The following is a 13,938-nucleotide window of genomic DNA, read 5'->3' as shown; positions in this document are numbered from 1 at the left end:
GCACATGGCTGGAATCAACAACAATGTTGGTCAAAGCGGCTTGTCCTATGTTGACCAGCTGAAGAGTCTTCAAGATGGCGCTAAGAAGCCCGACGAAACAACAGGTAAGCAGGATCTTAAACAAGAAGACTTTTTATCTTTGTTGACTAAGCAACTAGCACAACAAGACCCTTTTAAGCCGGTTAGCAATGACCAGATGATTGCGCAAATGGCTTCATTTGCGACCGTAGATGGCATTGGCAAAATGAATACACAGTTTGAAAGCTTGAATTCATCAATGACCTCTAACCAAGCACTTCAGGCATCCTCTTTGGTTGGCCGTGATGTATTGGTTCCTGGTGCGGCAGGTGTAAAACCCGGTGATGGCGGTATGGCGGCAATGGTTAAGCTTCCTCAGGCAATGGACAATGTAATGGTCCGTGTTGAGAACGAAGTTGGCCAATTGGTTCGTACATTTGATATCGGCTCTAAACCATCTGGTGATACACGTGTTGAATGGGACGGAAAAGACGAAGACGGTAACCCATTGCCGGCCGGTAAATACAACGTGAAAGCGTCGGGTTTGCTGGATGGCGAGAACACAGAGTTCCAAGTTTCCAGTTATGCGAACGTGAACAGTGTGCTTCTTGGTAAGGGCGATGGCAACGTACTACTCAATCTGGCTGGTTTCACATCGCCAGTACGACTTGCTGAAGTACTAGAAGTTGGTAAAGCGTAGCTCTTTATTGAGTGACTATGCTAGCTAGATAGATTAGGAGAATAATGGAATGTCATATGTAGCTTTAAGCGGCCTATCCGCTGCACAATTAGACCTGAATACAACCAGTAACAACATTGCGAACGCAAACACATTTGGCTTTAAAGAGTCTCGTGCCGAGTTTGGTGATGTTTATTCAAGCTCGTTGTTCACTAACGCAAAAACGACGGCAGGTGGCGGTGCGCAAGCTAGCCAAGTGGCGCAACAGTTCCATGAAGGTTCAAGTATTTATACGAACAACCCAATGGACTTACGTGTAAGTGGTACAGGTTTCTTTGCAGTATCGAAAGACCGCATGGTGCCAGAGATTAACGAATTAACGCGTAATGGTGCATTTCACCTAAACAAAGACAACTACATGGTTACCGCTAACGATGAGTTTCTTTTAGGTTACGATGTTGATCCAAACTCGGGTGAAGTTCTTTCTTACGCGCCAAAGCCTCTCGACATTCCTGCTGAGTTTGGTAAACCAAAACAGACAGAAAACATTGAAGTAGGGGTTAACCTTCCTGCAAACGGTGATCTTAAAGACCCGGCTGCATTTAACTTCAAAGATGCTGATACTTATAACCGTGCAACGTCTTCGACGGTATACGATTCTATGGGGCAGTCTTACAAGTTAACGACTTACTACCTCAAAGATCAGACTCAACCAAACACTTGGCAAACGTACTACACCATGTCAGATGAGAACGGTGAAAAGCCGGTCAACATTACTGGTGGTGATGCGACGAATGCACAAGGTCATGTTGGTCACACAATGAAGTTCAACAATGACGGTACGTTAGCAAGCCTGAACAATGGTCAGCCGATTAACTCGGAACCACTGGGTGCTGGTGCGAACCCTATTGACTTGAACGGTGCTGATCCAACTCAAGTGCTTAAGTTTGGTCTAGATTCTTCAACTCAGTTTGCCGCTCCGTTTGAATTGACTAAATTTGATGAAGATGGCGCGACAACAGGTTTCTTAACAAAAATCGATTTCGATGAGTACGGCAGTGTTCTAGGTACTTACTCAAATGGTGAAAACGTGATGCTTGGCCGTGTAGGCTTGGTTCGTGTACCAAATGAGCAAGGTCTAGATAAGAAAGGCGGTACTCAATGGGATTCTACCAACGACTCTGGTGACAAGATCTGGGGTGAATCGAACAAAGGTTCATTTGGTAGCATCAACAACGGTTCGCTAGAGCAGTCGAACATCGATATGACTCAAGAACTGGTTGATTTGATTTCTGCTCAACGTAACTTCCAAGCGAACTCGCGTTCTCTAGAAGTACACAACCAGCTACAACAGAATATTCTTCAGATTCGTTAATCGTTTCGAGCGTTTGAATCATCTGCGAATACCCAATTCAATGTTATTGAATTGGGTATTGTTGTTTGTCTTCTTATTTGCCGCCCCTATTGCCGCACGGTAATGCCACTGGCAACAATTCTTCCTGAATGATCCTTTAATGATCACCCCTCTTTGTTCATTTTCTATTTAAATTATTGATAAATAACAGTTAAAAATATTGGCACAGTGTTTGCTTTATAAGCTCTAGAAGATGATTTTTTGGAGCAAAATTATGGATCGCGCACTGTTTCTTGCCATGAGTGGCGCAAAGCAAAATATGCAGGCTTTGCAGCTACGTGCAAACAACCTTGCCAACGTAAGTACAACGGGTTTCCGTGCTGATTTAGCACAAGCACGTTCAATGCAAGCGTATGGTGAAGGCATGCCTACTCGTGTTTTCAGCATGACAGAGCGTCCTGGTCATAATTTCGCGCAAGGTAGTGTGGTTACCACTGGCCGAGATCTCGATGTTACCGTTCAAGGTGATGGTTGGATTTCAGTGATGGATAACACCGGCCGCGAAGGTTTAACGCGTAACGGTAATCTAAAGGTTGACCAAAACGGTTTGCTAACTAACGCAAGTGGCCATTTGGTGCTAGGTGAAAACGATGCACCAATCACACTGCCCATCCCAATCAGTAAAGTAGAAATTGGTACTGACGGTACGATTTCGGTGATTCCTCAAGGCGCTCCAGCTGAAGAATTGGCCGTCGTTGATCGTATTAAGCTTGTGCGTCCAGACAACCAAAGTTTGTTTAAAGATACGAATGGTCTATTCCGTTCGAAAAACCCAGATCAGGCATACGAAGCAGATGCAGCGGTAACGTTGCTAAAAGGTGCTATCGAAGGCAGTAACGTAAATGCCGTAGGTGAAATGACCAGCTTAATTGACTTACAACGTCAATTTGAGATGCAGGTCAAGATGATGAGCACAGCAGAGGAAATGGACAAGTCGTCTGATTCACTGCTTCGTATGAGCTAATAGAATTTAAAGGACATTGCTATGCATCCAGCATTATGGGTAAGTAAAACGGGTTTAGACGCCCAACAAACCAATATCTCAACGATTTCGAACAACCTTGCTAACGCCTCGACCATTGGTTTTAAAAAGAGTCGCGCGGTATTTGAAGATCTGTTCTACCAGAATATTAATCAACCGGGTGGGCAATCGTCTCAGAATACTGAGCTGCCAAGTGGTTTGATGCTGGGTGCCGGTTCTAAGGTAGTGGCAACTCAAAAAGTGCACACTCACGGTAACGCACAAACGACATCTAACAGCTTAGACATGATGATTGAAGGCGACGGTTTCTTCCAAGTTGAAATGCCAGACGGTGAAACAGGTTACAGCCGCAATGGTCAGTTCACATTGAACGGTGAAGGTGCGATCGTAACGTCGGGCCAAGGTTACCCTCTACAACCAGAAATCGTGATTCCTGAAGACGCGATCTCGGTAACGGTTGGTAACGACGGTGAAGTATCGGTTCGCCTACGTGGTGAGCAAAACAACGTCGTGGTTGGTCAAATCACCATTACTGACTTTGTAAACCCAGGCGGTCTAGAACCTGTAGGTCAAAACCTTTACTTGCCAACTGGTGCGAGTGGTGACCCACAAGAGGGTGTTCCGGGTTTTGATGGCCTAGGTAACATTCGCCAGTCGATGCTAGAGACATCGAACGTAAACGTAACCGAAGAGCTGGTAAACATGATTGAAGCTCAGCGTGTATACGAAATGAACTCGAAAGTTATCTCGTCAGTAGACAAGATGATGAGCTTTGTTAACCAACAGCTGTAATTGGTTTATTCGCCGCTTACTTTTTTAATTAATCGATCTGTTTTTGCTAATTGACCCATTTACCACTGCCTGCTGAGAGTATATCGCCATGAAACGTATTTTTTGTTTAGCTTTGTTTATGTCTATGTCGGGGTGTGCTGTTCTGGACCCGATCGAGACTCCAGCAGAAGAAAATGCAACCACAGTGGTTGATGCTGTGGAAGGTGATAAGTCGGCGCAAGAGAGCTCAGGCATTATCGACACGCTTCGTGGTAGAACCGATCCAATTGCTGGTGACCCTGCATGGGCGCCAATCAACCCAAAGCAGAAACCAGAGCATTACGCAGCGGCAACGGGCTCACTGTTCAATGTGAACCACATTGGCAGCATGTATGACGACTCAAAACCGCGTGGTATTGGTGACATCATTACTGTGGCGCTAGATGAGAATACTCGAGCGACCAAAAAAGCCAACGCAGACATGTCTAAGTCGAATGATGCATCGATGGAGCCACTGGCTGTTGGTGGTCAAGAGCTGACGATCGACAAGTACAACTTCTCTTATGACCTGAGCAACACCAATACCTTTGCGGGTGATGCGTCAGCCAACCAAAGTAACAGCATCAGCGGCTACATCACCGTTGAAGTCATCGAAGTACTAGCCAATGGCAACCTAGTCGTTCGTGGTGAGAAGTGGATGACACTGAACACAGGCGATGAGTATATCCGTCTAAGCGGTACCATCCGTCCAGACGATATTGACTTCGAAAATACCATCGCTTCAAACCGTGTTTCTAACGCGCGAATTCAGTACTCAGGAACTGGCGTACAGAAAGATATGCAAGAGCCTGGATTCTTGGCACGATTCTTTAATGTATCACTGTAGAGCTTGAGAGGGTGTCGACATACTGACAGCCGCTATCACGCAGCCATATTTAGCTAAGCTATTATAAATTAAAGCAATACAGACAGGTTACTCAATGAAAAAACTAACACTCGTACTATTCGGCATGCTATTTCTTGCCACCAGTGCCCATGCTGCGCGTATCAAAGACGTGGCAAAAGTGGCGGGTGTTCGTAGTAACCAACTTGTCGGTTATGGTTTGGTGACTGGTTTGCCGGGTACAGGTGAGACAACTCCCTTTACCGATCAAACGTTTAACGCGATGCTGCAAAATTTTGGCATTCAATTGCCGCCCGGCATTAAGCCAAAAACCAAAAACGTAGCGGCAGTAATTGTTACCGCTGAACTTCCGGCATTCTCTAAGCAAGGTCAGGAAGTTGACGTAACAGTATCTTCTATCGGTTCAGCAAAAAGCCTTCGTGGTGGTACCTTGCTACAGACCTTCCTGAAAGGTCTAGACGGTCAAGTGTATGCGGTCGCGCAAGGTAACTTAGTGGTAAGTGGCTTTAGTGCGCAAGGTAACGACGGTTCCAAGATTGTCGGTAACAACCCTAACGTCGGTATTATCTCTAGCGGTGCAACTGTAGAGCAAGAGATCCCAACCCCATTCGGCCGTGGCGACTACATCACCTTTAACCTAATTCAATCTGATTTCACAACGGCTCAGCGTTTGGCTGATGCGGTTAACAACTTCCTAGGTCCACAAATGGCGTCTGCGGTAGACGCGACGTCAGTAAAAGTTCGCGCTCCTCGAGAAATTAGCCAGCGCGTGGCTTTCCTGTCGGCAATCGAAAACATCGAATTTGATCCAGCAGAGGGCTCTGCAAAGATCATTGTTAACTCTCGTACCGGTACCATTGTGGTTGGTAAGCACGTTCGTCTAAGAGCGGCGGCGGTCACCCATGGTGGTATGACGGTCGCAATCAAAGAAAATCTAAACGTAAGCCAACCGAATGCATTCTCTGGTGGCCAAACGGTAGTGGTTCCTGATTCTGATATCGAAATCACGGAAGGCGATGGCAAGATGTTCAAATTTGAACCTGGCCTAACGCTGGACGATTTGGTCCGCGCAGTCAATGAAGTGGGCGCTGCACCTTCTGATTTAATGGCAATCCTTCAAGCACTGAAACAAGCGGGTGCGATTGAAGGCCAGTTGATCATTATTTAAGGAGGCAAAGCATGATTAAGAATAACAATGACATCGGCTTTATTCACGATATCGGCAGCCTAGACCGCCTTCGTCAACAAGCAGTAAACGGTGAAGAAGGCAGCGAGAAAGAAGCATTAACCGCTGCGGCGAAACAGTTTGAATCGATTTTCACCTCGATGTTGTTTAAGTCGATGCGCGATGCTAACTCGAGCTTTAAGTCGGATATGCTGAACAGCCAGAATGAGCAGTTCTATCGTCAGATGCAAGATGACCAAATGGCGAGTGAGTTGAGCGCTTCAGGTTCGTTAGGTCTTGCGGATATGATCGTAGCTCAGCTAAGCGCTGGCCAAGTAAGCGATGCCTCTGAAGAGAAGGTTCGCAGTGAAGGCTTTGATGCTTCATTGCAAAGACCACAATACTCAGGCCGTTCGGAAGAGCGAGCGTCAGACGTTCAATCAGCGCAAGCTATGTCAGCAGCAAAACAGCCAGTATCCTTTGATTCTCCAGAATCGTTTGTGACTTCAATGAAGCCTTACGCTGAAAAAGCGGCAAGTGCGCTTGGTGTGGACTCGTCTCTACTATTGGCACAAGCAGCTCTTGAAACGGGTTGGGGTTCTAAAATGATTAAGAACTCTTTGGGCAACAGTAATAACCTATTCAACATCAAAGCAGACAGAAGTTGGAAGGGTGATAAGGTTGCTACGCAGACGCTTGAGTTCCATGGTAAAACTGCGGTTAAAGAGTCCGCATCTTTCCGTTCTTACTCGAACTTTGAAGATAGCTTTAACGACTATGTGAAGTTCTTGAACGAAAACCCAAGATACGAAACGGCATTGCAGCATCAAGGCAACTCAGAGAATTTCATCAAAGGTATTCACCAAGCAGGTTACGCAACCGACCCTAACTATGCAGACAAGGTCTTGCGAGTGAAAGTCAAGATTGACGAGATGAACTAGCGTTATTGAATGTACTCGGGAGCTTGCCATTGGCAGGCTCTTTTCTTATCTGCCACCTCAAAGTTTGCTGCGAAACCCTTAGTTATCTCCTTACACTTCAATAAATTATTGTCTTTTAGCTCTCTGCTATCCCTATTGGCACATATATTGCTTTTTAAACTAGTAGTTAATCAGTTTATCCTGATTTTGTTAAGTTTTTTGGGGGCATTATGGCGTCGGATCTTCTGAATGTAGGGGCACAAAGTGTTCTTACTGCTCAGAGACAGCTAAACACCACAGGTCATAACATTTCTAACGCCAACACAGAGGGCTATAGCCGCCAATCTGTGATTCAAGGTGTGAATGACCCGCGTCAGTACGGTGGCCAAAGCTACGGTATGGGTGTGCATGTGGAAAATGTTCGCCGCTCTTGGGACCAATTTGCCGTCAACGAACTTAACTTATCGACAACCAATGCCGCCAATAAAGGCGACACAGAAGCGAACCTCGATATGCTGTCGAGTATGCTGTCATCGGTTGCTTCGAAGAAGATTCCAGAAAACCTTAATGAATGGTTTGATTCGGTTAAAACATTAGCCGATACACCGAATGATGTAGGTGCTCGAAAAGTTGTACTAGAAAAGGCTGGACTACTCAGCAAGACGTTAAATGAATTCCATGAAACGGTTCGTCAACAGTCTGATTCTACGAATAAAAAACTAGATATGGGTATCGAGCGAGTTAATCAACTTGCGTACGAGATCCGTGATGTTCAGCGTTTAATGATGCGAACTCCTGGCCCTCACAATGACCTACGAGATCAGCATGAAAAGTTGATTAATGAGCTTTCTGGTTACACCAAAGTAACGGTGACACCACGCTCAAATGCCGAAGGGTTTAATGTCCATATTGGTAATGGCCATACCTTGGTCTCTGGTAGTGAAGCAAGCCAATTAAAAATGGTTGATGGTTTACCCGATGCACATCAGCGCCGCCTAGCAATTGTTGAAGGTAAGTCTTTAAAACCGATCACCAGCAGTGATATCGACGGAAAAATCGGCGCCATGCTAGACATGCGTGACGAACATATCCCGGCAATCATGGATGAGCTTGGTCGTTTGGCGACCGCGTTTTCATATGAGGTCAATAGTCTTCAAGAACAAGGTTTGGATCTTAACGGCAACGTAGGTAAGGACCTGTTTACCGACGTGAACTCAGAGCTGGTGGCAAAATCTCGTGTCACGGCTAGCGGGCAATCGAAAGCCGATGTTGCGGTATATATTGATGATACCTCTGCCTTAAAAGGCGGTGAGTATGGCCTGAAATACGATGGCAGTGATTATGTCGTGACTAAGCCGAACGGTGAGACCGTCAAGATGGCGACTGACTCTAGCGGTAATGCGTTTTATCTTGATGGCATGCGAGTGGAAGTACGTAATCCTCCTGAACTAGGAGAGAAGCTGTTACTGCGTCCAACGCGTAATTTTGCTGCTCAAATGCAGATGGAAACCAAAGACCCGAAAGACATTGCTGCGCAAAGTTATGAGGCATCGACCACGTTTGCCAAGGGTACAGCGGGATTCAAAATCCTAGAAGCAGGTCAACTGCGTGAGTTTGAAGTGATTGTCTCACCAAAAGGTGAGCAGTTTGCTGTGACGGATCCGAAGGGTAACATTTTAATGCAGCCTCAACCGTATCCGCCACAAGGGCCAGTGACCATCAACGGTACAACGTTTGAGCTCACACCCGGCGCGGTGGCAAACGATAAATTTACGGCAAACCTTGTCCCATCAGAAGGTGACAACGGTAACCTGCGTAAGCTGCAAGATCTTCAAACAGGAAAGCTGTTGAATGATGGTGAGTCTACGATTTTAGACCTTTACCACAACCTGAATACCAATACGGGCTTGAAGTCTTCAACGGCCAATCGCCTGAGTGATATTGCGACGTTAGAAAAACAGTCGGCTCAAGAACGTATAGCTTCTATCTCGGGAGTAAACCTAGATGAAGAAGCGGCAAATATGATGAAATTTCAGCAAGCGTATATGGCTTCTTCACGCATCATGCAAGCAGCCAACGATACGTTTAACACTATTTTGGCTCTGAGATAGGAAGGTATAAATGTTGAATCGTATCTCTAGCTTCCATAATTATCAGTCAGTACAAAATGACTTGCGCCGTCAAGAGAACAAGGTGCATCACAACCAAGCGCAACTTGCTTCGGGTAAGAAGTTACAGTCGCCAAGTGATGACCCATTAGCGACGCACTATTTGCAGAACATTGGTCAGCAGTCAGAACAGCTTAAACAGTATGTCGATGCGATTACTCTAGTCAGAAACCGTCTTGAGCATCATGAGGTATTGGTTTCTAACACTGAAGGCTTTGCTGATGAAGCAAAACGAACCGTGATGGAAATGATCAACGGTGCGCTTTCTCCAGAAGACCGTTTAGCTAAGAAGCGTGAAATTCAAGAACTGGCGAATAACTTCCTGCATTTAGCCAACTCTCAAGATGAGTCGGGTAACTACACATTTGCGGGTACTAAACCGAAAAATCAGCCTTTCTTTCGAGATAACGAAGGGAATGTGACATATCAAGGTGATGACTACCAACGCAAGATGCGTGTGGCAAGTAGCTTTGAAATGGCGATGAATGATCCGGGCAGCAAGATGTTTATGGAAATAGACAACCCGTTCGGTGATTATGAACCTCAATACGAGCTTGAACCTGCTTCTGAATTACTTTTGGAACGTGCGACGAACTCAGCTGAAGATGGGTCAACGTATAAAGTGACGTTCGTTGATATGCAGACAGGAAATTATGCTTATCAACTTGAAAAAGATGGCGCAGTGGTGGCCGCGGAAGATTTTGATCCTTCGACAGGCATTGTCTACGAAGGGCTGAATATCCAACTTAAAGGCCAGATCACGAAAGGTGACTCGATCACCTTAGAGCCGAGAAAGACATTCTCTATCTTTGATACGTTTAAAGAAGCCGCTGAACAGGCTGAAAATCCAGTATCGGATGCATCGGCGACGGCGAAATTGCACCAAGTAACCGAAGAGTTCCATGCCGCGTTTATTCATTTAACCAAGGCAAGAACCGATGTTGGTGCACGTTTAAGTACGCTGGATATTCAAGAGCAGCAACATGAAGATTTTAAGTTGTCTTTAGCAAAAGCAAAAAGCAACTTTGAAGACTTGGATTACTCGAAAGCGATCATTGAGTTCAATGAAAACTCTCGAGCACTACAGGCTTCTCAACAAGCGTTTGGCAAAACCAAAGACCTGACCTTGTTTAACTATATTTAATGATCAATCGGTATTTAATGGTGGCTTGTCGATCACCATGGCGTTGATTCCTTGCCGTATGTGCTATGCCATACGTGCGAATAACGCCTCAGTTTGCCGCTTTTTTGTACGAAGCATGATGTTTCTAGAATAGCGGCAAAAAACGGCAATAAGGAAGGTGAATGTTTTTCATCTTCTAATGGTAGAAAATCATAATTGCGCAGTGTTGTTTGTAAGTTTCTGATTTTTAGATAATTAAAAAATTATTTATATGATATTAAACTTGGCATACAACTTGTATCTGTGTTGGTTATAAATGATTAATACAGATCTTAAACCTTGTATAGGGTTTATCGAGTAATACACGGTCAGTGCTTATCCATATGAGAGTAAAGCTGGCCGCTTCGCAGAAACTTTGCGAACTCATAAGGAGAGCAAAATGGCTATCAATGTAAGCACTAACGTATCTGCTATGACAGCACAGCGTTACCTGAACAAAGCATCTAATGACTTAGCGACTTCTATGGAGCGTTTGTCATCGGGTCACAAGATCAACAGCGCAAAAGATGATGCAGCGGGTCTGCAAATCTCGAACCGCTTGACAGCTCAATCTCGTGGTCTTGATGTAGCAATGCGTAATGCCAACGACGGTATTTCAATTGCTCAAACCGCAGAAGGCGCGATGAACGAATCAACTAACGTATTACAACGTATGCGTGACCTAGCGATTCAATCATCAAACGGCACTAACTCTCCGGCGGAGCGTACGGCACTGAACGAAGAGTCGATGGCACTTCAAGATGAGCTTAACCGTATCGCTGAGACAACGTCTTTTGGTGGCCGTCGTCTATTGAACGGTTCATTTGGTGAAGCATCGTTCCAGATTGGTTCTAACTCTGGTGAAGCGATGATCATGGCTCTGACGAGCATTCGTGCCGATGACTTCCGCATGGGTGGTACAACGTTTGATTCTGAAAACGGCAAAGACAAGAGCTGGGAAGTGCCTGCACAAGCTCGCGATCTTAAGTTCGAATTCAGAACCAAAGCGGGTGAAGACATCGTTTTAGATATCAATACCAAAGCGGGCGATGATATCGAAGAGCTTGCGACTTACATTAATGGTCAGTCTGATCTTGTGAACGCATCGGTTACTGATGATGGTCGCATTCAACTATTCGTTGCTGAACCTGACCTTGAAGGTGCAATGTCTATCTCTGGTGGTCTAGCGTCTGAGCTAGGTATTAAGAGTGAAGGCCGCGCAACCTCTGTTCAAGATGTTAGCTTAACCAGCGTTGCGGGTTCACAGAACGCGATCAGCGTGATTGATTCTGCAATGAAGTACGTGGATTCACAGCGTGCTGATTTGGGTGCAAAACAGAACCGTCTAAGCCACAGTATTAATAACTTGGCAAACGTACAAGAGAACGTAGACGCTTCAAACAGCCGAATCAAAGATACGGACTTTGCGAAAGAGACGACGCAAATGACCAAATCACAAATTCTGCAACAAGCAGGTACTTCAATACTTGCTCAAGCAAAACAGTTGCCTAACTCTGCGATGTCATTATTGCAATAGTTATTGGTTGAACTTGCTGCTCGTGTTCAGACGTGAGCCACGCAGCAAGGGAAACTGGCAAGCATACTTACTATTGAGTGTTTAGCTCTCTCATCTCTCACCTGCTATCCATTTTTACAGTAAGAATGCAACGGCAAGTCGGAAATGTGTTCATTTCTCGATGATCTCCACACAGGCTCTGACGCGCCAACTAGCCCCGGTTCTCTCAAAGGAAAAGGGGCTTTTTCCTTTCTGTATTTCTTGTTTCTGCTATTTATTTTCCTGCGAATTTTCTCGATCTACCTTTCTCAAATCTCTATTTGACGGTTCTTCTTCACTACAAATAATGTCATCTATTACACAAGATCTGCCTAAGCCAGAGATCTTTGGCAATTGATCATTTCTCCACCTTGAGCAATTTAGACGGCGATTCGTACGTTTTTCAAACAGGTTAGGATCTTTTCTCAATTGAAATCTATCGCTGCATTAGAAAGTGATGAAAATTAAATTGTTGATAAATATCAAATTAATATTTTTTTTGTGGTTTTTTGAAAGTTTTTCTAAAGCTTCTGATTTTCGCGCCGTTATTAAAAGTAACTTTGAGAGAACTACTTGGTTTTCCGAGACGTCGGAAACCGCTATACCGGAAAATCAATTGGAGAAATCACCATGGCAGTGAATGTAAATACAAACGTTTCAGCGATGACAGCGCAACGTTACCTAAACAACGCAAACAGCGCACAACAAACATCAATGGAGCGTCTAGCTTCAGGCTCAAAAATCAACAGCGCAAAAGATGACGCTGCGGGCCTACAAATCTCGAACCGTTTGAACGTTCAGAGCCGCGGCCTTGATGTTGCTGTACGTAACGCGAACGACGGTATCTCAATTGCACAAACTGCTGAAGGTGCAATGAACGAGACAACCAACATCCTGCAACGTATGCGTGATTTGTCTCTACAATCTTCAAACGGCTCAAACTCAAAATCTGAGCGTGTAGCGATTCAAGAAGAAGTAACAGCACTGAACGACGAACTAAACCGTATCGCGGAAACAACGTCTTTTGGTGGTAACAAGCTGCTTAACGGTACTCATGGTACTAAATCATTCCAAATCGGTGCGGACAACGGTGAAGCGGTAATGCTTCAACTGAAAGACATGCGCTCTGATAACGCTCAGATGGGTGGTAAGAGCTACCAAACTGAGAACGCGAAAGATAAAGATTGGAACGTTCAAGCTGGCTCTAACGACCTAAAAATGTCGTTCACTGATAACTTCGGTCAAGCACAAGAAATCGACATCAGCGCAAAAGCGGGTGACGACATCGAAGAGCTAGCAACGTACATCAACGGTCAACAAGACTCTGTTAAAGCGTCTGTAACTGAAGACGGTAAGCTACAAATGTTTACTGGTAACAACAAAGTTGAAGGCGAAGTGGCATTCTCTGGCAGCCTTGCTGGCGAACTAGGCATGCAACCTGGCAAAGACGTAACGGTTGATACTATCGACGTAACATCAGTTGGCGGCGCACAAGAGTCTGTAGCTATTATCGATGCGGCACTTAAGTATGTAGATAGCCACCGTGCTGAGCTAGGTGCTTTCCAAAACCGTTTCGACCACGCTATCAGCAACTTAGACAACATCAACGAGAACGTTAACGCATCTAAGAGCCGTATTAAAGATACCGATTTCGCGAAAGAAACGACTCAGATGACTAAGTCTCAGATTCTTTCTCAAGCTTCAAGCTCGATCCTTGCTCAAGCGAAGCAAGCTCCGAACTCGGCACTTAGCCTACTAGGTTAATCGATTGAAAGGCCACGTTGACCCTAGTGTTAACGTAGGGCCTCCACAAATTAGCTCGTGGTGAGAGATGAGCGCTAAACAAACCCAGCTTCGGCTGGGTTTTTTATTGCCCGTTATTTGGCGAGTATGTATTTAGAAAGGTGCAATGTTGGTAGGCAGGAGCAAAAGCGAGATTCCCTATCGCGTTCGTTCCTCACTGTAGGGAATGACGGGGTTGGGGTGTGGAGACTGTATAGCGGCTTTGGCAAGGTTAGATCGAGTAAATAATTACTCAGATTCAAACAATAGTTTTCAATCGTCATTCCAGAACCGAGTAGAACGAGGTATCAGGAATCTAGTTTTTTGAGGAAGGAGTTTGTTTCGTTCTTATCTACCACTGTAAGGAATGAAGAGTGAACCATAAGTCGGTGAGGGAATTAACCGTCATCCCAGAACT

At 45.1% G+C, this 13,938-nt stretch carries 11 protein-coding genes; all 11 read left to right on the top strand.

The window, feature by feature from the left end:
* The first annotated feature begins 4 nt into the window (after positions 1 to 4).
* The 11 genes from flgD to OCV20_RS12460 all read left to right on the top strand — a co-directional run bounded on the left by flgD (position 5) and on the right by OCV20_RS12460 (position 13,502).
* Positions 5 to 718, top strand: coding sequence for a flagellar hook assembly protein FlgD (flgD, locus tag OCV20_RS12510; protein WP_010439286.1), 714 nt, complete (start codon positions 5 to 7; stop codon positions 716 to 718).
* A gap of 49 nt (positions 719 to 767) precedes the next feature.
* Positions 768 to 2,072 carry a flagellar hook protein FlgE gene (flgE, locus tag OCV20_RS12505; protein ID WP_017062260.1) on the top strand — a complete coding sequence of 435 codons (1,305 nt, stop codon included), beginning with the start codon at positions 768 to 770 and terminating at the stop codon, positions 2,070 to 2,072.
* A 253-nt stretch (positions 2,073 to 2,325) separates the two neighbouring features.
* Entirely contained in the window at positions 2,326 to 3,075 is a 750-nt protein-coding gene (locus tag OCV20_RS12500) for a flagellar basal body rod protein FlgF (RefSeq protein WP_019825277.1), read from the top strand.
* Positions 3,076 to 3,096: 21 nt separating this feature from the next.
* The gene (gene flgG, locus OCV20_RS12495) at positions 3,097 to 3,885 is read left to right on the top strand and encodes a flagellar basal-body rod protein FlgG (protein ID WP_017062259.1); all 789 of its coding nucleotides are present in this window, start codon (positions 3,097 to 3,099) and stop codon (positions 3,883 to 3,885) included.
* 88 nt (positions 3,886 to 3,973) lie between these two features.
* Complete coding sequence (gene flgH, locus OCV20_RS12490; protein ID WP_017064132.1) at positions 3,974 to 4,750, top strand: flagellar basal body L-ring protein FlgH; 777 nt, start codon at positions 3,974 to 3,976, stop codon at positions 4,748 to 4,750.
* 94 nt (positions 4,751 to 4,844) lie between these two features.
* A complete protein-coding gene (locus OCV20_RS12485; RefSeq protein ID WP_086774088.1) occupies positions 4,845 to 5,936 on the top strand; it encodes a flagellar basal body P-ring protein FlgI in 1,092 nt (363 codons plus the stop codon).
* Between the two features lie 11 nt (positions 5,937 to 5,947).
* Complete coding sequence (flgJ, locus tag OCV20_RS12480) at positions 5,948 to 6,874, top strand: flagellar assembly peptidoglycan hydrolase FlgJ (RefSeq protein WP_086774087.1); 927 nt, start codon at positions 5,948 to 5,950, stop codon at positions 6,872 to 6,874.
* A gap of 209 nt (positions 6,875 to 7,083) precedes the next feature.
* Positions 7,084 to 8,964 carry a flagellar hook-associated protein FlgK gene (gene flgK / locus OCV20_RS12475; protein WP_086774086.1) on the top strand — a complete coding sequence of 627 codons (1,881 nt, stop codon included), beginning with the start codon at positions 7,084 to 7,086 and terminating at the stop codon, positions 8,962 to 8,964.
* A gap of 10 nt (positions 8,965 to 8,974) precedes the next feature.
* A complete protein-coding gene (gene flgL / locus OCV20_RS12470) occupies positions 8,975 to 10,165 on the top strand; it encodes a flagellar hook-associated protein FlgL (RefSeq protein ID WP_086774085.1) in 1,191 nt (396 codons plus the stop codon).
* A gap of 418 nt (positions 10,166 to 10,583) precedes the next feature.
* Positions 10,584 to 11,720, top strand: coding sequence for a flagellin (locus OCV20_RS12465; protein WP_086774084.1), 1,137 nt, complete (start codon positions 10,584 to 10,586; stop codon positions 11,718 to 11,720).
* Positions 11,721 to 12,368: 648 nt separating this feature from the next.
* Entirely contained in the window at positions 12,369 to 13,502 is a 1,134-nt protein-coding gene (locus OCV20_RS12460) for a flagellin (protein ID WP_048616124.1), read from the top strand.
* Positions 13,503 to 13,938: the final 436 nt, after the last annotated feature.

The organism is Vibrio coralliirubri (genome assembly GCF_024347375.1).
Taxonomy (GTDB): domain Bacteria; phylum Pseudomonadota; class Gammaproteobacteria; order Enterobacterales; family Vibrionaceae; genus Vibrio; species Vibrio coralliirubri.
This window is presented reverse-complemented; position numbering and strand designations above follow the sequence as displayed.